Origin of the sequence: Paenibacillus sp. FSL K6-2862, from assembly GCF_038005125.1 — a bacterium.
Taxonomy (GTDB): Bacteria; Bacillota; Bacilli; order Paenibacillales; family Paenibacillaceae; genus Paenibacillus; species Paenibacillus illinoisensis_A.
Genome location: NZ_JBBOSN010000001.1, coordinates 5,065,451 through 5,091,936, shown reverse-complemented (window position 1 = coordinate 5,091,936; position 26,486 = coordinate 5,065,451). Strand labels below are relative to the sequence as shown.

20 protein-coding genes are annotated in these 26,486 nt (G+C 47.1%); 11 read left to right on the top strand and 9 right to left on the bottom strand.

The genetic code is table 11. The features are described 5' to 3' along the window. Positions 1-115 precede the first annotated feature (115 nt). On the top strand, positions 116-1,348 hold the full coding sequence (locus MHB82_RS22945; RefSeq protein ID WP_341175931.1) for an MFS transporter: 1,233 nt from the start codon (positions 116-118) through the stop codon (positions 1,346-1,348). Between the two features lie 2 nt (positions 1,349-1,350). After that, a complete protein-coding gene (locus MHB82_RS22940) occupies positions 1,351-2,670 on the top strand; it encodes an LLM class flavin-dependent oxidoreductase (protein WP_341175930.1) in 1,320 nt (439 codons plus the stop codon). Between the two features lie 133 nt (positions 2,671-2,803). On the opposite strand, the gene MHB82_RS22935 is transcribed toward MHB82_RS22940, so the two are convergent. After that, entirely contained in the window at positions 2,804-3,508 is a 705-nt protein-coding gene (locus MHB82_RS22935) for a hypothetical protein (RefSeq protein WP_341175929.1), read from the bottom strand. Positions 3,509-3,704: 196 nt separating this feature from the next. Between MHB82_RS22935 and MHB82_RS22930 the strand changes: the two genes are divergently transcribed. Together MHB82_RS22930 and MHB82_RS22925 are read left to right on the top strand one after the other, a co-directional pair. Continuing rightward, on the top strand, positions 3,705-4,532 hold the full coding sequence (locus tag MHB82_RS22930) for a sugar phosphate isomerase/epimerase family protein (protein ID WP_341175928.1): 828 nt from the start codon (positions 3,705-3,707) through the stop codon (positions 4,530-4,532). A gap of 166 nt (positions 4,533-4,698) precedes the next feature. Continuing rightward, positions 4,699-5,229, top strand: coding sequence for a hypothetical protein (locus MHB82_RS22925; RefSeq protein WP_095359683.1), 531 nt, complete (start codon positions 4,699-4,701; stop codon positions 5,227-5,229). A 90-nt stretch (positions 5,230-5,319) separates the two neighbouring features. Here MHB82_RS22925 and MHB82_RS22920 read toward each other — a convergent pair whose 3' ends face one another. Then, positions 5,320-6,198, bottom strand: a complete 879-nt coding sequence (locus tag MHB82_RS22920) for an SDR family NAD(P)-dependent oxidoreductase (RefSeq protein ID WP_341175927.1) — start codon at positions 6,196-6,198, stop codon at positions 5,320-5,322. Between the two features lie 147 nt (positions 6,199-6,345). Between MHB82_RS22920 and MHB82_RS22915 the strand changes: the two genes are divergently transcribed. After that, positions 6,346-6,804 (top strand): MarR family winged helix-turn-helix transcriptional regulator, encoded by a 459-nt coding sequence (locus tag MHB82_RS22915; protein WP_341175926.1) that lies wholly within the window; start codon positions 6,346-6,348, stop codon positions 6,802-6,804. A gap of 119 nt (positions 6,805-6,923) precedes the next feature. Here MHB82_RS22915 and MHB82_RS22910 read toward each other — a convergent pair whose 3' ends face one another. Next, complete coding sequence (locus MHB82_RS22910; RefSeq protein ID WP_341175925.1) at positions 6,924-8,228, bottom strand: right-handed parallel beta-helix repeat-containing protein; 1,305 nt, start codon at positions 8,226-8,228, stop codon at positions 6,924-6,926. Between the two features lie 727 nt (positions 8,229-8,955). Here MHB82_RS22910 and MHB82_RS22905 point away from each other — a divergent pair. Continuing rightward, positions 8,956-12,486, top strand: coding sequence for an S-layer homology domain-containing protein (locus tag MHB82_RS22905; protein ID WP_341175924.1), 3,531 nt, complete (start codon positions 8,956-8,958; stop codon positions 12,484-12,486). Between the two features lie 307 nt (positions 12,487-12,793). On the opposite strand, the gene MHB82_RS22900 is transcribed toward MHB82_RS22905, so the two are convergent. The 4 genes from MHB82_RS22900 to MHB82_RS22885 form a co-directional block, all read right to left on the bottom strand. Next, positions 12,794-13,453: a DUF554 family protein gene (locus tag MHB82_RS22900; RefSeq protein ID WP_341175923.1), complete on the bottom strand. Its 660-nt coding sequence runs from the start codon at positions 13,451-13,453 to the stop codon at positions 12,794-12,796. Between the two features lie 16 nt (positions 13,454-13,469). Continuing rightward, a complete protein-coding gene (locus MHB82_RS22895) occupies positions 13,470-14,795 on the bottom strand; it encodes an amidohydrolase family protein (protein WP_095359678.1) in 1,326 nt (441 codons plus the stop codon). Positions 14,796-14,954: 159 nt separating this feature from the next. Further along, on the bottom strand, positions 14,955-15,569 hold the full coding sequence (locus MHB82_RS22890) for a TetR/AcrR family transcriptional regulator (protein WP_341175922.1): 615 nt from the start codon (positions 15,567-15,569) through the stop codon (positions 14,955-14,957). A gap of 119 nt (positions 15,570-15,688) precedes the next feature. Next, positions 15,689-16,030, bottom strand: a complete 342-nt coding sequence (locus tag MHB82_RS22885; RefSeq protein WP_110757196.1) for a hypothetical protein — start codon at positions 16,028-16,030, stop codon at positions 15,689-15,691. A 184-nt stretch (positions 16,031-16,214) separates the two neighbouring features. Here MHB82_RS22885 and MHB82_RS22880 point away from each other — a divergent pair, with 184 nt between their 5' ends. The 4 genes from MHB82_RS22880 to MHB82_RS22865 all read left to right on the top strand — a co-directional run bounded on the left by MHB82_RS22880 (position 16,215) and on the right by MHB82_RS22865 (position 22,826). Continuing rightward, the gene (locus MHB82_RS22880; protein ID WP_341175921.1) at positions 16,215-17,249 is read left to right on the top strand and encodes an ROK family protein; all 1,035 of its coding nucleotides are present in this window, start codon (positions 16,215-16,217) and stop codon (positions 17,247-17,249) included. Between the two features lie 86 nt (positions 17,250-17,335). After that, positions 17,336-18,544 (top strand): MFS transporter, encoded by a 1,209-nt coding sequence (locus tag MHB82_RS22875; RefSeq protein WP_110757225.1) that lies wholly within the window; start codon positions 17,336-17,338, stop codon positions 18,542-18,544. Between the two features lie 246 nt (positions 18,545-18,790). Continuing rightward, positions 18,791-21,961 carry a GNAT family N-acetyltransferase gene (locus tag MHB82_RS22870; RefSeq protein ID WP_341175920.1) on the top strand — a complete coding sequence of 1,057 codons (3,171 nt, stop codon included), beginning with the start codon at positions 18,791-18,793 and terminating at the stop codon, positions 21,959-21,961. Further along, complete coding sequence (locus MHB82_RS22865; protein ID WP_341175919.1) at positions 21,948-22,826, top strand: amidohydrolase family protein; 879 nt, start codon at positions 21,948-21,950, stop codon at positions 22,824-22,826. The genes MHB82_RS22870 and MHB82_RS22865 overlap by 14 nt, the downstream gene beginning before the upstream one ends. A gap of 297 nt (positions 22,827-23,123) precedes the next feature. Here MHB82_RS22865 and MHB82_RS22860 read toward each other — a convergent pair whose 3' ends face one another. Continuing rightward, a complete protein-coding gene (locus MHB82_RS22860; protein WP_341175918.1) occupies positions 23,124-23,558 on the bottom strand; it encodes a hypothetical protein in 435 nt (144 codons plus the stop codon). 30 nt (positions 23,559-23,588) lie between these two features. Next, positions 23,589-23,939, bottom strand: a complete 351-nt coding sequence (locus tag MHB82_RS22855; RefSeq protein ID WP_341175917.1) for a hypothetical protein — start codon at positions 23,937-23,939, stop codon at positions 23,589-23,591. A gap of 335 nt (positions 23,940-24,274) precedes the next feature. On the opposite strand from MHB82_RS22855, the gene MHB82_RS22850 reads away from it, so the two are divergent. Then, a complete protein-coding gene (locus MHB82_RS22850) occupies positions 24,275-26,335 on the top strand; it encodes a methyl-accepting chemotaxis protein (protein ID WP_341175916.1) in 2,061 nt (686 codons plus the stop codon). Positions 26,336-26,486: the final 151 nt, after the last annotated feature.

Sequence of the window (26,486 nt, the reverse complement as noted above, 5' to 3'; positions counted from 1 at the left end):
AACAGATCCATTCATTTAATTCTTGAATGGGTCTATTGAACTTTTCTATTATACTTTCATGCATCCTTATCCTAATATGGATAATAACCTACTTATTTTATAGGAATTATATACTATGGAGAATACCGATATGCCGGATTGGAAGCGTAATCTGTATATTCTGTGGTGGGGGCTTTTTTTCAATCATATGTCGTACACCTTGTCCGTGCCGTTCTTTCCTCTGTTTCTGCAAAATGATCTCGGAATTGAGAGTGGGCTTGAGGCCTGGTCCGGTGTCTCGATATCGATCAGCTTTCTGATCAGCGGACTATGTGCGCCCTTCTGGGGATCACTGGCTGACAAATACGGCAGCAAGCTGATGCTGATCCGTTCAGGTGTTGGGCTGGCGATTGCCCATTCTGCCAACTATTTTGTTCAGGATCCTTACACCTTCATCGCTGTTCGGGTCTTTCAGGGACTCATGGCAGGATTCAATCCGGCCTCCATCACATTGGTTGGCACGAATACGCCGGAGAAACATGTCGGCTACGCGCTGGGTGTCATCTCTACATCCACTGCAGCAGGCGGAATTCTTGGGCCTCTTGCTGGAGGTGTGCTCAGTCAATGGATTGGGCTGCGGGGATGCTTCATTGCCTCCGGGATCATTACACTGTTATCGGCTCTGCTGGTTCTTGGCGTAAAAGAGTCGCGCAGATCCCATAAAGTAGCTTCCACCAGCATTCTGGGAGATCTGAAGAGAGCGGCATCCACTCCCGGTTTAATGCGGATCTATGGACTTATTTTACTCGTCTCCACGTCCGTGCTCATTATCGAACCGGTGCTTACGCTGTATGTTGTTCAGATCGGCGGAGATGTCAGCCATGCGACACTCAGTGCAGGTATCGTATTCTCAGCCATCGGCGTAGCTACAGTCATTATGGGACCCAGATGGGGAAAGATTGGTGGCAGGATCGGGTATGAAAAAACCTTGTTTATCGGGCTGATCGGTGGCGGCATTGGCAGTCTTCTTCAGCTAACCGCGTATAATCTCGTGTATTTTGGAAGTTTGCGATTTATCTATGGTCTGTTCTTCGCTGCGGTCTACCCGGCTCTCAATGCATTAATTATCAAATATGCGGAGCATGATTTTCGGGGCAGGGCAGTTAGTCTCAGTCAGACGGCAAGCCAATTCGGTATTGTGCTTGGTCCTTTGATTGGCGGCTTTCTTGGGGGATGGCCCGGTATTCCTTTCATTTTTCTCCTTACAGGGATCGTACTTCTCGGGGCAGCCTGGGTGGTAAAGGCAAGTGATATGAAGCAAATGAACAAGAGTGATCGGATTATCCACGAAAACATAGGGAGGACTTGAATATGACGAAACGACAATTGAAATTGGGTGCCAATCTGAACGGAGTCGGGAATAGTATTTCCTTCTGGCGACACCCTGACATTCCGATTAATGCCAGTGTTAACCTTGATTTTTACAAAAAACAGGCGCGTAAAGCGGAGGAAGGCAAGTTCGATCTCCTATTTATTGCTGACGGTCTCTATATTAACGAAAAATCCAATCCTCATTTTCTGAATCGCTTCGAGCCATTGACCCTGTTGTCTGTGCTGGCAGGAGCCACTTCCAATATTGGACTGGTTGCGACATTATCAACTTCCTACAGCGAACCGTTTACGGTAGCGAGGCAATTTGCTTCACTGGATCAGATCAGCGGAGGTCGGTCGGGCTGGAACGTAGTCACTTCCCCACTGGAAGGATCGGCACTTAACTTCGGCAAAGGCAAACATCCAAACCATGCGCTGCGCTATGAAATTGCCGAAGAGCACCTGAATGTGGTCAAAGGGCTGTGGGATTCCTGGGAGGATGATGCATTTGTCGGGGACAAGGAGAATGGTGTCTTTTTCGACCCTTCCAAGCTGCATACGCTGAATCACAAAGGGAACCATTTCTCGGTACAGGGACCGCTCAATGTGGCACGTTCGAAACAGGGTTATCCGGTCATTTTTCAGGCAGGTTCATCCGAATCCGGCAAAGATCTGGCAGCGAGATCGGCAGATGCTGTATATACGGGACATGAAACGTTCGAGGAAGCAAGGGAGTTTTACTGGGATGTTAAGGCAAGAGCGGTAGCATATGGACGTCAGGCTGAAGATATTCTGATCTTCCCGGGTATCGGTCCAATTGTGGGCAGAACGGCGGAAGAGGCAGAGCAAAAGTATCAGGAAATTGCCGGACTGGTCAGTATTGACCACGCGCTGAATTATTTGGGGCGTTATTTTGACCATTATGACTTTTCTCAGTATCCGCTTGACGAGCCTTTCCCTGAGATTGGTGACGTGGGCAGCAACAGTTTCCGCAGTACAACGGACAAGATCAAGCAGCAGGCAAGAGAAGAGGGGCTGACCCTCCGCCAAGTCGCGCTAAGAGCATCAACGCCGCGAACCTCTTTCATTGGAACACCCGACCAGATCGCCGACCAGATCCAGGAGTGGTTTGAAGGAGCCGCAGACGGATTCAATATCCGTACGGTTGTGCCGAATGGACTGGCGGATTTCGTGGATCTGGTTGTCCCTGTTCTGCAGGAACGAGGACTGTTCAGAACGGAATATGAGCATGAGACGCTTCGGGAGAACTTGGGGCTTAAAATTCCGCGTAATCGGTACACGTTGGAACGTGTGAACTAAATGGAGTAATTTGATGATAGATACTCATGTTTGACAAACTTGACCGAAGTCTCGTTAATAGGGGGGATAAAAAAGAGCGGTAGTGACGTATCTTCAACGTCATCACCGCTTTTGTGTATGCAAATCCGCTTGGTCAGAATGCTTTGAAAGCAATCCAAACGGATCCCATCATCACAACAATGCCGCCAATACTGGTCATCAAGTAGTAAAAGTCGCTAGGTTCGGGGTCATTCACCCAGATCCAACGAAGGGAGATGAGGAAGAGGATATCCTGAAACCTCCGGTAGTAGAAGCTGCACCATCCAAATATCAAACAGGCGAATGCGAGAAAAAAGTAGACAGGCTCACCTTGCGCGTGATGGTATACCGGGTAAGCAGCAGTCACGATTGTATCCGGTGAAAATCGTTCCTCGTCCTCGCCAAGTATTCTCTGGTTGTTAACGTAAAAAGCGATGGAAGTAATGATATTGCCTTCTTCATCAAAACTACTTAATACACCGCCATGGTCCTGAACCTCATAGGTGTTTCCTTTGGGGTATAACACGCTATATTTTGCATTAGGTTTGGAACTGAGTTCTGTAATGATATATTTCTGATCATCGATGAATACAGTGCGCTTCTGCTGCTCCACTAGCACCTGAATGGAATCAGCCGTTCTACTGCGATATATCAACTGGTTTTCTTCTTGGCGATCCAATAAATACTTGTTAATGTCTGCATAGAATATGTGTTCCGTGAAATAAGGCTTGGATAGGAAGCCAACGATCACAGACGCAACCACAACGCATGAGAAGAAAATGAGGGTGGGAGACTGGATTTTCTTGAGCCATTTCGTCATCGTATCACCTCCCTTTCCACTTTTTTCTATTACGCTGATTCAGGGAAAGGGTTGCGTAGGGTTTGTGCCATAAAAGAATGGGACTTACTGGTTTCTTTTTTTGGAGCTGCTGTTATTATGAATTTATACCCTGAATTTGAGCTTGAGAGGGTGCAGCAGTTGTTGCCTATTAGACAAGTCACAGGAGGAGATTGGGATGATTAGAGGATTAACGAAAGCGGGTTTGGGGAAGATCGAGTCTGATGAACAATTTATTACGAATGCGGCCAAATATGGCTTCCAGTCCGTAGATTTGAATCCGCTCTCATTAGTTCAACAATACGGCAAGGAGCAAGCCGCACACCTATTGGAAAGCAACAATATTATCATCGGTTCATCGGATTTCACCGTGGACTGGAGAAACTCAGAAGAGCAATTTCGTGAAGGACTCAAATCTCTGGTTGAAATGGCTGAAGCCTCTGCTTCGCTGAATTGTTTCAATTGCTGCACCTATGTTCTTCCCTCGACTGATCTGCCTGCTGCTTCATTCATGGCGGCGGCTACCAGACGATTGAGACTCTGCGCAGATATCCTGGGCGCTTATGGCATACGGCTCGGCTTGGAGTTTGTAGGCTGCCATCATTTGCGGACCCAGTGGAAGAATCCGTTTATTTGGAGTGTAGAGGATACGCTGGACTGGATCGAGACCATTCATGCTCCCAATGTAGGCTTGCTGGTGGATTCCTATCATTGGCATACACTTGGTTTGCGTATGGAAGAGGTGCTGCAATTGAAAAAGGAACAGATTGTTCACGTTCATATCAATGATGCCTCTGATCTGCCGATTGAAGATTTACTTGATAATGAGCGCCTGTATCCAGGCGAGGGAGTCATTGATCTGACGGGTTTCCTGAAAAATCTGGAGGCTGTTGGTTACACGGGCGTTGTAGCCCAGGAAGTTCTGGCGCCTGCATCAACACTCGATTCAAGCGAGCTGTTTGCCAAGTCGAAAGCAGGCTTTGATCAGGTGTTTGCAACGCTATAAACAGATTTGAATAATGAAGAGTAGGAAGTATTGCAAGAAACTGGCGGATTCACAAGTATTGCATCAATGGATTCGTCAGTCCATTTTTATTTTAGCACTCAGTCCATGATGAAATTAGTAACTAGAGCAATTAATATGAATATTCACAATAGAAGGAGTACATAAAATGAAGTTTTTGTTTGAATTGATGTTATCTATGCTAATGCTCACCAATGGTTCGAGTGGCGAACCTCTTACCAGAGAGGATGTTCAAGGCTATCTCAAAACTCATCATCTGCAATACGCTGATACAAAAATAGTGAGTGACCACTCTGCACTGTTAATTGATGTAAAAGGAGAGCATGCCAAAGCATCTATCCTCACCAAAACAGCGGATAATAAGCTTGTAATGCAACCAAACGAGTATGTATGGGATGAAGACGAAGAGGGCATATCCGTAGAAACGGTAGATCGATATGTATGTATTGTGATCCACGATAAAGCGCTCAGTCATGATATGGATTTCGTTAACATGGTCTATGTAGATGATAATGGGGATGAGCGAAAGGATCGTTACTATTTTAAGGGGAAGCAAGCCATTATTATTCCAATGCCACGGCAAGAGCACGTCGTGATTGCCATTTACGGAAACGATGGATTCATCCACGACATGATTAAACACGTCCCTGAGATCGTGTTACAGCAAAATAAACTATAGTGAATTCCAAAAATCGGATAGTGAATTAACAAGGGAGCGAAAAGATAAGGGGCTGATCAAGGCCCCCTCTCCTCCAGCACTGAGCCAATATTAATCAAGCAAGCCGCGTTCCTTCATCAATTGATGCGTCACCACCCACAATTTGTGTTGCATTCCGATATCTCCGCCTGGAGCCATAGGCGTAATAGCCGCTCCGCTGCCCACATTGAAATAACCTCCCGAAACCTCCCCAAACTTGGGTTCTACAACCAAACGAGTCATGATGTCCGCCCCCCGGCGCGGGTCGCCGATGTGCAGAAACGTTAAGATGCGCTCAAGTACATTCGCGAACCACAGCTCCCGTCCAAGACCAGTGACATTGAAACCTGGATTCAAGGCATTCACACAAACTCCGGTCCCAACCCATTGTCTGGCTAGTTCGCCAGTAAACATAATATTCAGCAGTTTGGTTTTGCCATAGATCGGAGAGGAACCACGTGCAGTAAAGGGAGTGGTATTCATCAAGTCATCCGGCAGCACCAGTTGACCGTGATTCCGAGAGGCTTCGGATGCAACGTTCACAACGCGGGCATGACCCGACTGAATCAGGGAATTGCGCAACGTATGCGTTAGCAGCCAAGGCGCCAAATAGTTCACGGCTATCATCTCGGCAAACCCTTCAGAAGTCACTCTCTGCTCAAACGCATGGAGTCCGGCATTATTCAAAAGTACATCGATACGTGGATACGCAGCTGCCATTTCAAGCCCAATACGTTTTACATCACTTAGCAAGGATAAGTCTCCGAAGAAAAAGTGGATATTGGCAGAGGGCACGATTGTCCTGATTCTGTTTCTGGTAGCCTCGGCGCGCTCTTCGCTTCGGGCTGTGAGTACAAGTGACGCTCCACGCTTGGCAAGTTCGATGGCAGCAAGCTGCCCTAATCCGCTCGTTGCTCCGGTGATTACGATAATAGGCTGTGTTGTTTTCATAGTGAAGTCTCCCTTTGACACGAACAGAGTCGGTAGATATAATTGACATAAATCAACTATATATATTAATTGAATATTAATTGATATTTGTCAACTATATATTCTGAAGGCCTGCTTTAATGAATGAAGGAGAGGGGAACAACAAAAATGAGTAAACATGCAGCCAAAACAAAAGATAGAGAAACCCTGGAACTGGCGCTTGGTGAGCAGATCCATGCCTTGATTAGTGCTTCGCGTGCACTCAATGTTCGGTCTGCCGAGCGTTTTGATGCGACGCTGCAGCCTGCTGCTTTTCACCTCGTACGGTGGTTATATTCTTATGGTCCAACAAGTGCCGCAGCTTTGGCAGAAGCGACTGCTATGGATCGCAGCTCGGTAAGTCGTCTGATTAAGCAGCTTGAAAAATCGGGGTATGTGAGCAAGGAGCAGGACCCTGATGATCGGCGCGGCATTCTCTTGTCACTGACAGAGCTTGGCGAGCAGTCGACGGTGAATGCGCTGAAGGAGAAGGAGTTGGCCTTTTATGAGCGTATATCCAGATGGGATGATGAAGAGCTGGGACGTTTCACCACCATGCTTCGGCAGTTTAACGGGTTGGAGAGGTAGTGTGGGGTATGTAGTGAAATTGTGTTGATATAAACATAGCCATGGTAAAAAAATCAAAAGGTGATATCCACATTTCCACTGGACATCACCTTTTGATCTACCGAGGATAAAACAGAGTTTTACTTGTCGGCAAGGTATCCTAAACCATGTTTGAATAAAGGACTCGTATCTACAGGAAGCATGAACGTGACATCAGGTAAACTGCCGTCTGTTTTTCTCGCTGCCGATAATTGAGTCGTATCCAGACTTACAAAATCCTCTGGGGTGAGCTGAAGACCACCATCAATGGTCCAAGAATTATTGGACACATTTTCGATAGGGTGATTATCGTTTTTAATGGTTGTCCCCATGAAGGCTATGTTATTATGTAACACTTCCCTGTAACCAGGAATGTTGGTGATATCCGTCGGACTAACGCGCTCCAGCATATCATAATTGGCCCGGCTGTTACTGTATGACGTGTTATTGGTCCAGTTAGCGGATTGTCCTGGTTGATGATTCGCATAAAAACCATTTGCTCCGTTATTCACTGCAAGTGAATATCTGACGGTATGTACAGGTAATGGATCTGGAATGTCGGTTGTCCGATAGGCGTATCCTCCGACTTTGAATCCGTTCTGGTCGCCTACGCCATTCTGGTTGCCCCTGTTGTTAAACGACCAACAATGATCGTACATCACAGGTCCCTTTGAACTGATGCTGTCGAATCCATCATCACTGTTATTCCATGCACGAGAATTAATGAACGAAACCGCTCCACCATGAGCTCCGAATCCATCTGTATTCCCGGCAGATACATCCGTTGGGCCAATATTGTCATAAGCATCAGAGTTAAGAACGGTTCCTGTTCCATTCCCCGTATAGTAAAAACCAATTGCTTCATTTCCGTAAGCGGCCATATTCACGAAGTCGGCTTGCCCTCTGATTCGGAATGCCTCCGATTGAGGCTGCTCACCTACTTTAACACCAGTGACATCGAATCCCTGGAAAGTGACTCCTGTTGTACGGTCTTCAACAAAGAATGCAGCCACACGTAAATTGGTTGGTACATGACTGAAGTCAAAAACAGGTCTTTCACCAGGGTATGCTTCATAGGTAATTCCATTTTTGTTGAAGGCATGAACGTAATTATAATTACTATCCGTTTTGGCGATTTCAAAATCATCGTAAACTCCGCCGCGGATATAGACCGTATCGCCGGACGAAGCCATGGACTGGGCTTGCATCAAGCTCTTCAATGGCTCATGTATCGTTCCCGCATTGGTGTCACTGCCGTTCGGAGAGACGTAATAACTCGTCGCACTTGTAGCAATGGCTCCTTCTTTCCCTGAATCCAATGTATCTCCAGTTGCCATAACAGAACTTGTCATAAACAAGGCTGTAAGCATGGAATAAATGATGAATAAACTCCCGAGTTTTCTCACAATGCTTTTCTCCTTTTGGGTCAATAAATGGTTTGGTGACGTCTTAGCAACCATGGCGCATGATTTTTATCGGTCTCCCGTATAGGGATTTTTATAAAGCGATCATGAAATAATTCTTTTGCAGTACGTTTTAGGTATAAAGTAATGGCGATATAAAAAAGATTGTGATAGGGAAAGTCAGCCTCTATTGGAATTAATTTTGCCTCTTCATATGTAGTAGATTTGCCATTGAAATTAACATCCCATTAACAATCTTTTTACGTAACCGGAGATGTAAAATTCAAGTCAAAAGGGAGCATTAACCGAGTATCCTTGGGATGTAGAGCTCATGAGTATTTCTGAAATGGGTCGTATATATTACAGTGTTTGGAATCCTGTTCACAGGACGATTTTTACATAATTCTTCAGCTTGATCCCATCTATCATGGAATACTCACAAAGCTCTTCCTATCATCCACAAGAGTGGTGAAAGTTTCCTGAATGGTGAACAAATTTTGAACGTTGCGAGAGGCAGGATTGGCCTCATTTTATCAAGTCTGACTCATAAAATGAGAGATTTAGAGAGCATACATTATATGCATACAGCAAAATAAAGCTTTAATAGAACGTAAACGAATGCAGCTCTATGTAAAATTTTTAATAGGTGCTCTCAACGCGTTGACCCTGCCCTCAAAGTCTCATATATTTACTCCCGGCACAACAACACAGAACGGGTGGAGGGATCAGGTTGTTCAACAAAAAAGGAAAGAAAATGCTTGCGATGCTTACGCTGATACCCCTGGCTACAGGGATGGTCATGGGAGCTTTTCCTGCGGCGATTACCCATGCAGCTGCGGGAGATAATACGCCAGTCAACAGCACGGCTGCAGGCTCTTGGCAAACGGGGGATTTGCACGTACATACCTTTGAATCGGATGATGCACAGAATTCGCTGGAGAAAGTACTGGACGCGGGTTTGACACAATATGGGCTGGACTGGATCGCGCTGACGGATCATTTGCGGTTATCCAAGCGGGATCACAACGGAGTAGACATTCCAGGTGGCTCCATTCCGATGTCCGTGGGGATGAATGAATATCAGGTACCACAGATCAAGGCACTACAGGAGCAAGGCAAATATGCAGGCAAAACGATCTTCTCCGGCTTCGAATGGGACATGCCGACGCATGAACACGTTGGGGTGGGGATTCTCACAGATGAGCCGAATTCGACCGAAGCTCTGGAAGCTGCAAAAGAATTCGAATATCGGTTTACGAACCGTGATCCAAAACTGTTCGATCCAGCAGACGTAGCGGCCTGGGATCAGGAAGGTGGACGTGCCTATACGACACATCAGGATGCACTTACTGCCATTGAATGGCTAAAAACCAACTATCCAACAACGAGCTATGCGATGATCAACCATCCTTCGCGTGGCAAAAATAAATATACGATTGCGGACTTCCGCGATTTCAACGATCTGGCACCACAGGTGGTATTCGGTATCGAAGGTATGCTGGGTAACCAGATGGAACCGGATCGTGGCGGTTATAACACAACCTACAACGTGTCTAATCCGACGGCAGACGATGGGTACAAATACCGTACTTATGGTGGTGTAGACTACATGGTGGCCAAGGTAGGCGGACTGTGGGACGCACTGCTTGGAGAAGGTCGCCACTTCTGGAACTATGGTAACTCGGATTACCATTTCAAGACGATTGGCACGAATTCCAGTGGTTACTTCCCTGGGGAATATGCCAAGACTTACGCGTGGATTGAGGGCAGCGGGATGCAGGCTGTGCTGGAAGGACTTCGTTCAGGAAAATCCTTTTCCGTATTCGGTGATCTGATTAACGCCCTGGATTTCACCGCTTCCGGAGCAGGTGCTCAGGCTGAAATGGGTGAGGATCTGAACGTGACTCAGGGTGATGAGGTGGAGCTGAAGATCCGCTTCAAGAGCCCAACCACGAGCAACAACTATGAAACACCAATCAACAGCGGTATATCCGCTGGACAGGTACCTGTGGTGGATCACGTTGACCTGATCGCCGGGGATGTGACAGGCAAGGCCGAGAAGGGCACAGCCGCATATAACAAGGATACCAACGATTCCACCCGCGTGCTGGCTACCTTCACATCAAATGACTGGACGACAGATGATGAAGGCTACAATGTCATCACATACAAAATTAAAGCGACAGATCAAGATCAGTATTTCCGCTTGCGCGGAACGAATCTGGAGATGAACGTTCCGGGCGAGACGGTGAATGGCGAACCACAGCTGGATCCGAAGAACACGACTGCGGATGCAGTAACGCGTTTCAACGAAATCAATGACAGCAATTATCGGGATCTGTGGTTCTACTCCAATCCGATCTTCGTGAACGCGGCACCTTATAGTGATGTGCAGGCGGTAAATGACACGCTCCAAGCGATTGATCTGGGAGACCTGAACGCAGTTACTTCCGACCTCACTCTTCCTGTTGAAGGGAAGCATGGAACGACGATCAGCTGGTCCAGTTCCAATCCGGCATTGATCGATAATCAAGGCAAGCTGCTGACACAACCGAATAACAATGAACGATTAGAACTGACGGCAACTGTACAACGCGGCAGCGAAACTCAAACTAAGATTTTCACTGTCATCGTAGAGGGCACCAATAATCAGGTTCTGATACTGAAAAGCAATATGACCACCATGGACGGACAGTCGTACCATACGGATACATGGACGAATCAGTCTGTAAACGTAAGTGTAACGAGCGCGGTATATGCACCGGCCACTTCGGCGACCATTGAGCTGTCCCGTGATGGAGGTCAAACATATGACCCTTATACCGAGAATACGCCTCTGGAGATTGCTGAGCCTGGAGAACACAGCCTGTTGTTCCGAGCTACAGACGATCTGAACAGTGAGTATACTTTACCCGTGGTTATCAAAATCGACCGTGAAATTCCGGTCATTACGCTGCAAGGCAGCAGCCAGATGACACTGAATGTGGGCGAGAGCTACAACGAGCCTGGAGCATTGGCATCCGACAATGTGGGCATCAGCGGTTCCGTGCAGATGGATGGCACCGTGAACACGCAAGCAGCCGGAATCTATACGATTCGTTATAACGTAAAAGATATTGCGGGCAATGCAGCAGAAGAAGTCACACGTACCATTACGGTACAAGCCAGTTCGAACAATGGCGGTGGATCAGGTGGCGGTAATGGAGGTAGTTCCGGTGGCAATTCCGGAGGAAGTACGCCAAGTGTACCGACAACGCCTACCGTTCCTACAACACCGACCACTCCGGACACTGGATCGGATTCATCCACTGAAGTGAAGGTAGAGGTGGAAGCGAATCAGCCTGTCCAAACGGGGATTAAAAACGTGGTAGAATTCAACGCTCCGGCTGGAGCTATTGGAGAAAAAGATACTTTACAGCTGTCCGTGATCGCACAGGACAAACTGCAGAATACAGCTTCGCTGAACGTGCTGGGTCAGGCGGTACAGATTAGCCGCTCAGGTGGACGGACGTTAAACCATTCGGCTGAGTTGAGTCTGAATTATGATCCGGCAGGTTTGATAAGTGGAACGAAGCCAGCAATCTATTATTATAACGAAGCTCGTCAGAGCTGGGTATTTGTCGGCGGGGAAACGAATGCTGCTGGAATCATTACGGCGAATGTGAATCACCTGGGTACCTTTGTTGTCTCCAGTTACACACCTGCGGATCTGACGGATCTGAATGGACACTGGGCATCTGATTATGCGGATCGTCTGATGGGCATGAACGTCATCCAAGGGTATGCAGATGGAACATTCCAACCGTCCAAGGAGATCACAAGAGCTGAGTTTGTGACATTGCTTAGCAAAGCATTGGCTCTTCAAACGGTAGCGTCCACGACTTCATTTGCTGATGAAGAAGCTCTACCTGCATGGGCGAAGTCCGAGATTGCAGCTGCCGTGCAAGCCGGTATAGTGACAGGCAATGGTGATAATACATTCAAGCCGGATCGCACCATTACTCGTGCGGAGATGGCTGTGATGATGGCAAAAGCACTGAAGTTGAGCGATGTGCAGGCAGGAACGAACGGTGAGAATGCCAAACCAAGCTTCACCGATGCAGCACAAACGCCAGCTTGGGCACAGGAAGCCATGGATGCAGCTGTACAAGCTAATATTATTAATGGTTATACGGATCATACGGTTCGCGCGGAGAATATGACGACCCGTGCGGAAGCGACAGCCATGATTTACAAATTGCTGCTCGCGATGTACGTGTAAAAATAAAATTAACTGTAAAGAACGCTTATTAAAATGAGGATACCACTTTCGTGGTACTCCTCATTTTTTCTGTATCTTTAAGAGCAAAATCACAATATAAACAAGCAAAGTAAGTACAAGGGCCGAGCCCAAATAAAGGCCAACAGTACCAATGGCGATGATGACGTAAGTCACAATTAAACAAGCCACATACAACGATAAGATCTTTAGCAGTTTTATTATGAACTCCTCCTAGATAGCAGTTAAAGACTTACCCAACAGGATAAGCCTCTTAAGTTCTGCTGTCTATCAAATAATACATACCAATCTATAACACCAATATGGGAATAAATAAGGCCGGCAGCAGATTTAATACTTTGATATCCGTAATCTTCAGGACGTTCAATCCGGTACAGAGCGCCAGAATGCCGCCAATCAGCGTGATTTCGTTAATGATGTTGGCCGTCATGTATATGGAGATAAAATCAGCCGAGAAGAAGACCAGAGCTTCAATGACAAATAAGATAATCGCCGAAAGCATGATGCCAAAGCCGAAGTAAGAAGCCAGAATTAAGGCCGTAATGCCCGAGAAAATGGTGTTGATCTGCAAAAAGGTGTTATCTCCCTGCAGTGCACTTTGCAGCGGTCCGAGAATCGGTATCGACCCTAAGCATAGTAAAGAGATGGCAACCGTCAATCCTTCATTCAGTCCATTGGATGAGAAGCGGGTCATGATTCTGGACAAGATCTGATCGAAATTAATCAGTTGACCGATAATGCCGCCTACCGTAAGAAAAATAACAAACATGACCTGATATTGGCTGGTGGTGATGCTGTTGATGGTTGTGCTAATGCCAATGATGATTGCACTGATCCCGATGACTTGATACAGGATGGCTTTATATCCGTCATTTACAAACTTTTTGGTTATCGCTCCCAGCGTACTTCCGAATACAATGGAAAAGCAATTAACTAATATTCCTAACATGATTACACTCCTGAATTCACCAAACCGAGTTTAGAACATCGTCTACTTGCTGTATTCTCGTCACAGATGGTGTTTGAATTAGATTTCCTTTGACCATGACCATCCGTACATCGGATAGTGCTTCAATGTTTTCCAGCGGACTCTGGTCCAGCACGATCAGATCTGCCTGTTTTCCGATATCGACGGTACCTGTAATCTCTTCAATACCCAGGATCTTCGCGTTGGTTCGGGTCACCATATCGATCAGCTGCTTGTTGCTTAAATTAGCCTGTTTGATGTAATAGTCCATTTCTCTCCACATGTCATAGTGAGTCACGTACGACATGGCGGCATCGGTGCCAAGACCGATGGTAATGCCGTTTTCGATGGCCTGCTGGGCACCTTTTAACATGGATGTATACACGAGTCTGGCGTTTTCTTTCACGGTTGCGCTCACGTTCGTTACGCAGGTATCGAGCAGAGCAGATGGATAAGCAGCTAGAAAGGTAGGAATAAGCGCAGTATAGCCATTCAGGGCACTTGGATTGTTTTTGAACAGGCTGATAATCTCATCATCCATCTCGGAGCCGTGCTCAATGGTATCGACGCCGCCTTTTAACGCGACTCTGACACCTTCCGTGCTTTCCACGTGAGCCGCCACCCGCAATCCGATTTTGTGGGCTTCATCGCAGATCGCGGCAACTTCCTCCACCGTCATCTGCAAACGGCCTGCTTCGCCGACCATCTTGGCATCCGTAACGCCGCCCGTCACGCAAATTTTGATGAGATCGACACCGTTCTTCACATTGATGCGTACATTCCTGCGAGCTTCCCAAGGGGAGTCGCCGACCAGAGCCAGGAAAGGAGCACCATGTCCTCCCGTCACACTTAGGAAAAATCCAGAGACAAGCAAATTGGGGCCAACGAACTCACCGTTGTTAATCTCATCCCGCAATTTTACATCGGTATAGAAGAATTCACCGACACTACGCATCGTGGTTACACCCGCGTGGAGTGCGGTCAGCGCATTACGTTTCATTCGCTTTTTCAGAACGTTTTTGCCGAATTTCGTGTTCAGGATTCGATCATATGCGAATTGCAGCATGCCTTCGCTGACAGACAGGCTGAAGGGCTTACCATCCGCAAAGAGATGGACGTGAGCGTTGATCAAGCCAGGCATCACATATTTTCCCGATAGGTCGATAACCTCATAGTGGCTCGGAATGGCCAGTTCAATTGATTTTCCAATCTCCTGAATCAGCCCATGTTCATTGACCAGGACGGTCATGTTTTTCTCCAGATTGTGATTAAGGTCTCCATGAATCAGATGGCAGTTCTTTAGTGCATAAGCTGTTTTCGTCATTGGGTGTTCCTCCTTGAAATGAGCATCGAATTTAAAATTGAATTACTAATTCATTTTTGAATTAAAAAAATAAGAGGGGTTGGATTAGGCATTTTTTGGCGTGCGGACCAAGTGCGTTTTTTGACCTGATCTGCACGCTGTGCCAGCTAGGCATATAGCTTATTCACTCAAACTCTTCATGCCGTATAACCGGTATACATATAACGCTTCAAAAATCTGCTTGCGGCTGTCCTCGCTCATGTCCCGTTTCAACAAATCCAGGTTCATGTCGATCACATTGTGTGCAAGGATATCGAGCATGATCAGGTTTTCTTCCATTCCGATCTCATAATGCTTGTACTGCTTTTTGAGATAGGCCTTCTTGGTTTCGATCATGGTCTCAACGAGCTCGTTCTTGGCGTTGATGTAGATCGTTCCTTTGTTCTTTTCGAAAATGATGATGATCTGGTTCCGGTATTTGCGTAATACGTCGACCTGTTCCTGTAGCAGCGCCGATTTCCTTTCATTGTCCGTTTCCGCCTCAAACAAGTTTTGGTTATCAAAGTGAATGGTATCAACCAGCACTTTTTTCAGATAATCCACCAGATCGGGCGGCACGACCGCGTAGAACAGATCCTTTTTGTTTTTGAAATACGTATAGATATTGCCTACCGAAATATTGATTTCATTCGCAATGTCGCTCATCTTGGCCTCCACAAAGCCTTTCTCGTAGAACACCTTGAGCGCTGCGTATTCAATTTCTTTCCTGACTTCGTCTTTTTTGGCTTGCACCATTGAGAACGACTCCTTAATAATGAATGAGTGATTCGTTATTAGGCTATTCCTATTTTGAGGGTTTGTCAATGGGGACGAAAAAATCATGAAGTATACGGTTCGGTGATCGGGTTGGAAAGTCACATGCGCCAAGGAATCTGTGGAATTTTATATCGAAAAAAGTCGTTTCCATCTTTTTTAACATAAATCCATGGTGGAGGTACGGGAGTACCAATTGCTTTGTACAGGGCGTTGCCCTCGTCACTGGATGCATATTGTTCAAGACTATGCGTATCTTCAAAACTCACTGTTCCTTGGTAAGATAATCTCTTGCCTTGTATTTCTATAACAGGTGCATCTGAAATCATTCTACTTACTGTATTAATCAATCCGATTCTCCCCGAAGACCAAATAAATAATTCACTTAGTAATAATAGGCCCACCAAAATAATCATGAGCATAAAGCGTCCCTTTTTCCTCAAAGTCCGTATCTCCTTTGACAATATACTATGGTGTATCAACCCTCTCTTTTATAACATTAACATTGTTCCTACTTTCAATTAAGCATTGACTTTCCCGGTGTGTCCCCCTAAACTTCAATTATTAAAATACTTTTAAAAACATTCCTTCGAATGATAATCAATTGAAAGGAGGGTTGAATTCTACATGCAGCCTACATCACACAACACCCAGCAGGTGAAGCGAATTAATGTGGAACTGGTGAAGAACACACTTAGATCAACGGGCGTGGGAACGAAGTCTTCCGTTGCGAACCTGACAAAACTCAGTGTGGCGACCTGCGGCACGATTCTGAACGAGCTGCTCCAGACGGGAGAGATTATCGATCTGGGCCCGGACGAATCAAGCGGGGGGAGACCTGCGAGCAGATATCAATTCAATGCTGACTATGCCAGCGTGCTATGCGTGTTTATTCGAACAGAAGGCGGTGTTCACTCGATCACGCATCTTCAGGCTAATCTGAACGGTGAGATAAAGGATGAGCAGACGCTTATTTTGGATGAGATTACCGTGGCTACGGTTGAGGATCTGATTGCAGCCTTGATTGAAAAGTATAACAATGTGCAGGCGGTCGGGATTGGTATACCGGGGGTGGCACACAACGGAATGATTGGTATTTGCGATGTGCCAGGCCTGGCAGGTCAGCCGCTGGGGCCGAAGCTCAAGGAGCGATTCGATGACGTGGAAGTTATCATTGACAATGACATGAATCTGACGGTGTACGGACTGTACAACGAGCAGCATTTTGAGGAAGAGAAGAACTTTGCGGTGGTCACTTTTCCGAAAAATCATTATCCCGGGGCAGGTTTCATCATTGACGGTCACCCGTTGAAAGGGAACACGCATTTTAGCGGCGAGGTATCCTACCTGCCTTTTGGGGTGACATCCGAAGAACAGCTTCAGCTGCTGCAAACTCCGGAGGGACTGCATCAGCTTGTGGTCAAAACGCTGGTATCCATCATTGTCATTATTAACCCGGCAGCGATCGTCATTACAGGAGATACGATGGACTCTGGCATGAAGCACGATCTGATCCAGAGTTGCCTGCAAACCATACCACAGGAACACATGCCACAAGTCATGATTCAAAATGACACACGGCGTGAATATGTTACCGGCCTGGTTGCTGTCACGTTGGAGAGCTTAACCTACCGCATCCAGTTAATCGAGAAAAAATGGTAGATCATATGTGACGAATCGTTATTTGTCTTATACAACAGGAGGTACTCATTTTGGAGCAGCAAGCGAGTAAGAAGAAGTTTAATAAGATGTATGCCATGCAGCTGGCGACAATCTTTATTGGTTTTATCGTGTTTGGCATATCGGAAAATATTAAAGGACCTGCGATTCCGCGCATTCAATTCGACTTCAATCTGGACGAGAAGCAGCTCGGAACGTTGTTATCCCTGAACGCTCTGGGGTATCTGATCGCATGTTCGTTCACGGCTATCCTTGTCCGCAAATGGGGCATCAAGGCGGTTAGCATTATCTCCTTTGCCTCCATGATTCTCTCGGGTGTGTTCATTTATTTATCCCATACATATCCGCTCTTTGCTTCATCGTATTTCTTCATGTACATCGGTAACGGCATGCTGGAGATTGCGCTCGCGATTCTGGGTGCTCGGATTTTTGTGAAAAATACAGGGACAATGATGAACCTGTCCCATTTCTTCTATGGTCTCAGTTCAACCGTAGCTCCGCTGCTGGCAACGGGCGTCATGTCACTGACGGTGTTTGGGCATGAACTGGACTGGCGCGGCATGTATCTGGCGATGTTATCCCTCTGCCTACTGCCTATTATTGCGGCAATGCTTAGTACGTTTCCGGGAGATGATCTTCCGCATGAAGACCGGGTTTCCCTTAAAATGCTGACACGTGATCCAGCCATCTGGATGATGGTGCTGATTCTTTCTTTTGGCGTGGTATCTGAACTGGCCGTAGGCGGCTGGCTTGTAAACTTCCTGGAAAAGGCGTATACATGGGACACCGTGAAAGCTTCGGGGATGCTGTCTGCATTTTTCCTCAGCTTCTCGCTCGGGCGTCTGCTGCTCGGTCCGCTTACGGATCGGATTGGTTTTGTACTTTCATTGATTGTTTTCTCGGCTTTCTCCGCTATCTGCACGTTCGCGGCCATCGCGGGCGGTGAGGGGCTGGCGTTCCTGTTTGCCGTGTCCGGTGCTGGTATTGCGATGATCTATCCAACCGTGATGGCATTTATTGCGAAAAGGTATCCAAACGGAAGCGATACCGCCATTACGTTTGCGGTTACGCTGATGGGGGTCGGCAGCGTCATTGGTAACTATGCGATTGGCTGGGTTATTGAAGGCGTGAAGAACGCTTATGGTGCAACCACACCGCTAGGGCTGCTTCGCGGTCTGCAGGCGGGTTATGGGTTCATCGGTTTATGCGCTGTGATCTGTGCGGCGTCGGGCGTGGTGTTGTTTGTGTATCTGAAACGGAAGCAGGAACTGATTTAGTAATCATTCTATTTTATTTAATTATGTGAGATGGCATTGGAATCCTCGTTGGAGTTAAACGGGGGTTCTTTTATTTATTCTGATAGATTTTTAATCCTCTGAAAATGTTTCCCATTTATAGTATGATCATACTATCGATAGTTTCTGCAAACACGTACTCTATCATCTCTGTGGCTATCGGATATATTCGGGTCATCATGACGAGTACGAAGACCACCCTATACATAAAGCAAAGGGGATAGAGACATGGCAGTCACCTCAAATCTAGAACAGATCCGCATTATTGAATACGATCACTCCTACGCTTCTGCACTCGCAGACATGTGGAACCGCAGCAATGAAAGCTGGGGAGGCGGTACGAACCAGAGAACGGAGGATACCGTGCGCCGGGAGATGGAGAGTTCGTCCAATCTGCATGTGTTTCTCGCGGTTCATGAGCATGAAGTGGTTGGCTTTTGCAGCTTTGCCCACTACCGTTTCGATGAAGGCGCGCTGTATGTACCGTTATTGAACGTTCGCCCCGATTATCATGGCCATAAGGTCGGCCGCAATCTGATCCTGAACGCCGTGCGCAAAACCGTGGAAGCGGGGTGGCCCCGCCTCGATCTGTTCACGTGGGCAGGCAACACCAAGGCCGTTCCGATGTACAAGAAGTGCGGTTTTTTCTGGGAGAAAAAAGAGGACAATGTGCACCTGATGAACTTCATCCCAACCGTCTTGCAGACCGAAGCGCTCGCTCCATACTTCGAGGTGTTGGATTGGTATACCGATAGTACGCGTGAACTCGTCATTGAGCCGGATGGCCGGCGTGAGCGTGGCTTTGATTTCTTTGATTACACTTGGAAAAAGGGAGACATCTCTCTGCGCGCCGAGTTCGAGAAGTCCGGTCGCGGCTTGACCGCGCTCGAAACGCCAGATTACGAAATCTCCACAGAGATGGACGACCATGACCTGGTGTTTGGCTCCATATACAAGGTTCGCTACCGAATCAAGAACTGCTCAGCATCTGAGCTGACGTTTGAAATTAAGGGGCAGGACAACAAAAATATTCGCTTTGCTCTGGACTTCACAAGAGGAGTGGCTCCGGGAGAGGTGATCGTTGTGGAAGGCGAGTTCCATCTGGATCCGGTCACAGAGGAACAGAACCTGATGAAGACCCACCCTGTTGTCGCCAGCACATGGCTGATTGGCGGCAGGAAAGCGGAGTTTCGTATAGGCGTTGCACCGAAGTTCCCAGCCAAGCTGAACATGGTACTGCCCGTGAAGGAACTGTACACAGGCGTCCCGGCAGAGCTGGTTCTGAACGTGGAGAACAATTATGATGTCGAGGCCGAGTTTGCTTTTGACCTACCAGAGGATGAATTCCTGGAATGGACAGAACCTTCGGTACGCCTCACCGTGCCTGCGAAGGGTAAAGCCTCGATACCAGTATCCTTTATCCTGCGCTCGTATGGACTCTATTCGAGGAAGGTGGAAGTGACAGCTGTTCCGGCAGGTCACCAGCCAGTCGTTTTCACAAGCAAACTTTCCGTTCTGATGAAGGGAACCCAAGGGCGTTATGGCGGAGAGCACGGGGATCAATGGGTAGCTGTGAATGGCGCATTCTCCCTTCATATGAGCAGACAGGATAATACGATGTGGATCGAATATCCGGGCTCTCACCACACATTCTGGTGGACCTATCCGAAGCTGGGTAAGCCGTTTGCGGAGGAGTTTTCCAAGAAACAAGCCAGAGAAGTGAATATCTATTCCGAAGGGGACAGTCAGGTTTTTGAAGCTCTCTATGATTCGGAGGACTTTCCTGGGTTGCAGATCAAGTCTGTGGTCCATTTGTTTGCCAGCGGCATTGCGGAATTTAACCACGAAATAACCAATACGCGCAGTACAGAGCTGGAAGAGAATATGAGTTTAATGACCAACTTCGGGTTCTTCGGGAATCGGCTAATTTTGCCGTATCAAGGTCGGTATGTGGACATGGGTGATACGTACTCTAGTGATCCGGGCCATTGGGATAGTTCACAAATCACGGAGAACTGGCTTTTCTGCAAGGAAGCGTACGGGGCGTGTGGTATCTATTGGGATCCTTCACTGAAGCTGCTTCGTCCGGAATATACACTGGGGCTGGAGCATGACCTTGGCCGGATGCCGGCAGGGGCTGTTGTACAGACCAAGAAGACTGTATTTGCGTTGAACACTTTCGTTAAGTGGCAGGATTTCCGTTCTTTTGCACGTAAAGAGCGCGATTTGATTGTACCTGTGCTGGATGACCATCTCGAGCTGGCTCTGTGCGGTGGCAATCCATTTGAGGGAGGGAAGCTGCAGGCCGAATGGATGGAGCGAAAAATGATACCACTAGCCGGAAAACTGGAGCTGTATGCGCAGAACGGTGGTGCATCGGAGTTTAAAGTTGCAGATATGGAATTAAATCGGGAGCAGGACCTTCGCTCTGTACAGTTCGAGTTCTCCCCTGAGGATACCGTGGCAAAGGAATACAGTGGAAATGGCTGGAAGATTCGGGCCGTATATCGCGGAGAGGATCGGATTCAGGAACGGACTGCTCTTTGGTTTCCGAAGACGCAATCCGCCGTTAACTGTGTGATTGAAGAAGGGCAGGCAGGTCCGGTGTACACGGTGAGCAATGGAGTTCTCTCGATCGCAGCAGCACCCGGGTTCGGAAGTGTCGTGCATTCCTTGACGTATCAGGGAGAGGAATGGCTGGACAGTTCGTATCCGGAAGCAGCACCACGTTCCTGGTGGAACCCCTGGTACGGCGGGCTTGGTGTGGGAATCCCCGGCATGAATGGTTTCAGCCGTCAGCAGGAGCACCGAAGTACAGCGTGGACGGAGCAGAAGGATGATCACGGAAACGTCTGGACAGGAATCTGCATGACGACCCGGATCGAGAAACAGGAAGCGAATCGGGGGATTACGGTACAACAGCGTTACCTCATGCTGCCTGGCGTACCTGTTCTTTGTTCGCTGCATTCGGTAACCAACGAAACCGGGTTGACGCTGGTGAATTACTCGCTTACAGAAGATCATTTCTTCAGGCCGTCACCCATCTTTGCCGAAGGCTGGCTGGAACATCCCGAGCAAGGACGGTTTTCCTTGGGGAAGGTTGACGCAGGTCTTCAATTGAAGGGAATCTTACGAATAGGTGCGGTTACTCGTAAAAACATGCTTCATGCAGTAGATGCCTATCCCAATCATAATCCGTCGGTGTATGTGAATAACCAGGTACTCAGCCACAATGTGCATCAACATCTGCCGGTATCCAATGGGAAGACTGCCTGGATGAAACCAACCTATCTGGTCTTAGGGCAGATTCCTCTGAATGCGGAAGATGTCCGCAGCCTGTTGAAGCTATCCTTTAGTAACACAACTGTTGAAAAGGAGAACACGCATGCCGATCATTGATATTCACATTCATCTGTCTGATATTGACAGCTTCCATCGAACGGCGATTGATTTGTCCCGAGTCGATTACTCTGCCGCAGGCCTCAAGGCTGAGTTTGACAAGAACGACGTTATTCTCGGTATTGGCATGGGAGTAACCGAGCAGACCAAAGGAGCCTTTCCGGACTCCAGTTCACCGAACCCGATGGGACTTGATTTGGAAGAAACGGTTCCGCCCTTTCTGATGGAATGCGTAGGCGTCAATCCGAACCGGCTTGGTGGTGAACACGCGCAGGAAGAACTGGACCGCATTGAAGCAAGGCTGCAGGCTCCCGAGGTAGCGGGAATCAAGCTGTACGCGGGGTACTATCATTACTATGTCCATGACAAGATTTATACTCCGATCTATGAGCTGGCAGCCAAGTACAATATTCCCGTCGTGATTCATACGGGGGACACCTACTCCATGAATGGATTGCTGAAGTATGCCCATCCGCTGACTGTGGATGAGCTAGCATATCAACAGCGCGGGGTGAACTTTATGATCTGTCATTTGGGTGATCCCTGGGTGATGGATGCCGCCGAAGTGGTGGCGAAGAATCCTAACGTATATGCCGATTTGTCCGGCCTTGTGGTGGGGGATCGTCCCCATTTTGAACGATTCATGAATGAACCGCTGTTCATGGACCATTTCCGCCGGGCGCTGGTGTATTCCGATCACTACGAGAAAATGCTCTTCGGAACCGACTGGCCGCTTGCACCGATCGACCTGTATGCCGAATTCATTCGTAGGCTTGTGCCGGAGCAGCATCATGACAAGGTGTTCTATGAGAATGCATTCCGTTTATTTCCTCGCATAGAGCAGCGAATTGCACAGCAGGGTTAAGGGTTAAGAAGAAAGGTTCAAGAAATATATTTATAAGCTGATAAATATTCGAATGCGTCGTTTGTATCACTATATCGTTCACTATGGAATGATCGACCACAGAAAAGCTCTTGCCACATATGTGGCAGGAGCTTTTTTTGAACGCAAGGAATTAACGTAATCAAGCGTTCTTGAGCTTATGGATAAAGCTGATGATCCATAATAAACCAAGCTGAGCCCCTTCCTTTTTGAAGAGAAAATGAGGGGCTCTTTCTATTAAAACAACCTACAGCCACACACAAAAAAAGAGCCTGACGATTAGGTCAGGCTCTTCTTGGCAACATACTTCGTTGCTGTAACATCTGAATCCTGTCGTTTCAAGAATTTTTTGCTTGGGCGATGCAGTAACACAACTAATAAAGCATAAAGTTGAATAAGTGCGGCGATTAGTCCCTCATTTAATACACCCATAAATAAAGCGATACTCAGGAACGTAACAGTGGATTTGAACTTTCGTTGGGTGATGGAAAAGACAGCAAGCAAACTGGGAATCACCCAAAACATTATTCTGGCGGTTAGTTCGGCAGAGACGTCACTAAGATCGCTTCCTGTAATCGGAGGATCAAGATAGGCTTCTGGATTTCGACTGAAAATAGAAACAAATACGATAAAGGTGATTATGTAGAAAATGATTTTGAAGCTCAACAAGATACGAACTCCATTCAGCAATGCGGGTAACTTCGGTTTTAACATTCTATTCACAGACTCCATTCCACAACTAATCTATACTTGCAAATCCCGCTTGGAATACTGCCGCACATGAGCCTCCTGCTTGAGATACATCTTGCTCGGTTTGTGGAGCAGGAGTACAAGCAGCATGAACAAATGCAGAACCACTAGAAAATTCTGAAGCAGTCCGGCAGTGAACAAAAAGGTAAGACTCATGAAGGTTAGGGTCAGTTTATATTTTCTTTTTGCAATGAATATCATGGTCAGAATCGGGGGTCCCAGGATCAGCAGAATACGAACCCCTGCACTCGTGAAGTAAGCAACCTGATCAGATAGCGGAAACGCGGCGTAATCAGTACTGTGTCGCAGCATATCGTAGATTACAAAGCCTGTGGCAATTCCCATATAGATATCTGCACCCCGAGCAGTGAGCGTATAACGTTTAACAATGTGGGCATTTTTGTATTCAATTTTAGTTCTCTCCCTAATAAATATGTAGTTCTTTGATTATACGTAAGTGATGTCATATTTTGTATTAAACCAAAGTCTATATTTGTTAATCGGTTGCTCTCTCCTTTGTCCTAGAAAGATCCTGGAGAAAGAGCGTCAGAGGTACTGCACGAATATGAAAACATCATTGCAAATGTTCATATCACTGAACAATTCACAGATACATACCGATATAAAGAAAATACATAAAGTATGGATTACATCATGATGAAAATGGAAGGTGAAATGCAGTGAAGTTATTCGGTAAGGTGAAGGAAAGCATGGCGAACATGTCCTTCAGGGTCAGATTGCCGCTGATGATCAGTGTGCTTGTGTGTATCGTATTGGCAGTTACGGCGGTCTTATGTTATAGGGTTGCAGAAAATATTACACTAGACAAAAGTAAAGATGAGATAAAAGCGACTTCCGATCGGATCGGCGCGGGATTGTTCACATCCCTTACCCTGGAGGAGCAGTCAACGTTTCTGATTACGACCCATCGTACATTTGAGGAATTGCTCCAGATACGAAATTCGGGAGAACAGAGCGATGATGCATTTTTCTCGGAAAACAGTGAACTGATTGACAAAGCGAATGGCATACTGTCTGACAGTCTCGCAGGAATGGAGGGCAACAGCAACATTATCTTGCTGGACAAGGAAGGCATTATTGTTGCAGCGAATGATCCGTCAGCACTCAAGGGTGAACGTGCAGATCGTGATTACTTTAAGCAGGCCATTCAAGGGCGGAATGTAATCAGTGACGGGATTATTTCCAAAACGTTAGGTACGTTGGGGAACGCTTTTGCCATGCCAATTTATAATGATGACAATCAAGTAGAAGGCGTGTTGGTATCTACTGCAACCACCTCGTTCTTCGTCGACCAGCTGCAGAATATCGAAATCAATGAAAATGGTAGTGTTATCATCCTGGATCGTGTAGGTACGGTGATGTTCCATTCGTCTGATGAGACATTGGCTGGCCAAAAGATGGAGTCCGGGGAATATCAGACATTGATTGATCTGCCTCCAAGCGAACAGCTGCAGCAAGGGGAAGTCAGCTCGGAAGAAAAAGTGATATTCTACTCCAAAATTCCACGCTCTGATTGGACGGTAATCGTGGAGGATTCGTACGAGGACGTGCGGAAGCCTCTCGTATCCATGGCGAACAAAATGTATATCGTGCTGTTCAGTGCCATTGCGGTTTCCATCGCAGCAGGAATTCTGATCTCGCTGATGTTAACTAAACCGATAACCAGACTGACCGGATTATTCAGACAACTCGCAAGCGGAGACCTGACCGTTCAGGCAGAAGGCAAATACAGCGGAGAGTTCAAAGACTTGGCGGACAGCTTCAACACCATGGCGAGTGCCAACAGGCAGCTTATCTCCAGCATGAACAGCTCCATTGGAACGTTGAACACCAGTACAACCGAGCTGGATCAATCCACGCAGCAGACTTCCGCATCCATTGCGGATACAACAACCACCGCAATGGAAATTTCACGTGCCATGGAATCACAGGCAAGTGATACGGAATCCATCGTGGATAAATTCATGAACGTAGGAAGCAAGATTGCCAGTGTGAGCGAGAAATCACAGGCGGTGAAACGCAAAGCTGATGAGATTACCAACGCATTTGAAAACAATCATGAAGTCGTCGATAAGCTCATTGCCGTGAACAATCAGAACGAGATTGAAGTTGGCAATATCTCTAAAATTACGGTGCAACTTGCGGAGAGTTCTACGGGGATTCATCAGATTACAGGCACCATTGCCGAGATTGCGAATCAGACGAAGCTGCTTGCACTCAATGCTTCCATTGAGGCAGCCAGAGCAGGAGATCAGGGACGCGGCTTCGCCGTTGTTGCCTCTGAAATCCGTAAACTGGCAGAGCAGACGACCGCACAGTCGGAAGACATCAAGCGGATTGTGATGCAGACAATTGAACATGTCGAGCAGAACAACCGCAGCGTACAAGCCATTGAGGCCATTGCAGAACAGCATAAGAGCAGTGTTGGTCAAACGAAGGAAACCTTTACGTTTGTCACGCAAAATATGCATGAAATCATGGAACAGGTACAGGCCATTGCTTCCGAGATCGAATCCATAGAGCGTGACAAGGATGATGTCCTTGGGGCCGCACAGAACTTGTCTGCTTCCGGTGAGGAAGTATCAGCTTCAGTTGAGGAAGTGACCGCAACGATGCAGGAGCAAGCGGGGATGACAGAGCATTTGGCAGAGATGGTGCAGACCATTGATGAGCTGACCAAACGGCTTGCAGAGGAAGCGGCGAAGTTTAAAACGAATTGACCCAATGAAGCAATCAAAATGAACTAAGTGAAATGAAATAATCCATCCGCTTTAAGCAAGCAAGATCATAAGAATTATTTTCTGATATTAAAAGTGTTCATGAAGAAGACGTGCAAGGACGCCAATCGATCGAGATCGATGATGTCCCTGC

What these genes read in the sequence shown, in the direction of transcription:
- MHB82_RS22875 (WP_110757225.1), top strand. Translation starts at nt 17,336, where the DNA reads ATGTATGCCATGCAGCTGGCGACAATCTTTATTGGTTTTATCGTGTTT.
- MHB82_RS22920 (WP_341175927.1), bottom strand. Translation starts at nt 6,198, where the DNA reads ATGAAAACAACACAGCCTATTATCGTAATCACCGGAGCAACGAGCGGA.
- MHB82_RS22870 (WP_341175920.1), top strand. Translation starts at nt 18,791, where the DNA reads ATGGCAGTCACCTCAAATCTAGAACAGATCCGCATTATTGAATACGAT.
- MHB82_RS22900 (WP_341175923.1), bottom strand. Translation starts at nt 13,453, where the DNA reads ATGTTAGGAATATTAGTTAATTGCTTTTCCATTGTATTCGGAAGTACG.
- MHB82_RS22925 (WP_095359683.1), top strand. Translation starts at nt 4,699, where the DNA reads ATGAAGTTTTTGTTTGAATTGATGTTATCTATGCTAATGCTCACCAAT.
- MHB82_RS22930 (WP_341175928.1), top strand. Translation starts at nt 3,705, where the DNA reads ATGATTAGAGGATTAACGAAAGCGGGTTTGGGGAAGATCGAGTCTGAT.
- MHB82_RS22890 (WP_341175922.1), bottom strand. Translation starts at nt 15,569, where the DNA reads ATGGTGCAAGCCAAAAAAGACGAAGTCAGGAAAGAAATTGAATACGCA.
- MHB82_RS22865 (WP_341175919.1), top strand. Translation starts at nt 21,948, where the DNA reads ATGCCGATCATTGATATTCACATTCATCTGTCTGATATTGACAGCTTC.
- MHB82_RS22860 (WP_341175918.1), bottom strand. Translation starts at nt 23,558, where the DNA reads ATGTTAAAACCGAAGTTACCCGCATTGCTGAATGGAGTTCGTATCTTG.
- MHB82_RS22880 (WP_341175921.1), top strand. Translation starts at nt 16,215, where the DNA reads ATGCAGCCTACATCACACAACACCCAGCAGGTGAAGCGAATTAATGTG.
- MHB82_RS22895 (WP_095359678.1), bottom strand. Translation starts at nt 14,795, where the DNA reads ATGACGAAAACAGCTTATGCACTAAAGAACTGCCATCTGATTCATGGA.
- MHB82_RS22935 (WP_341175929.1), bottom strand. Translation starts at nt 3,508, where the DNA reads ATGACGAAATGGCTCAAGAAAATCCAGTCTCCCACCCTCATTTTCTTC.
- MHB82_RS22945 (WP_341175931.1), top strand. Translation starts at nt 116, where the DNA reads ATGGAGAATACCGATATGCCGGATTGGAAGCGTAATCTGTATATTCTG.
- MHB82_RS22915 (WP_341175926.1), top strand. Translation starts at nt 6,346, where the DNA reads ATGAGTAAACATGCAGCCAAAACAAAAGATAGAGAAACCCTGGAACTG.
- MHB82_RS22855 (WP_341175917.1), bottom strand. Translation starts at nt 23,939, where the DNA reads ATGGGAATTGCCACAGGCTTTGTAATCTACGATATGCTGCGACACAGT.
- MHB82_RS22940 (WP_341175930.1), top strand. Translation starts at nt 1,351, where the DNA reads ATGACGAAACGACAATTGAAATTGGGTGCCAATCTGAACGGAGTCGGG.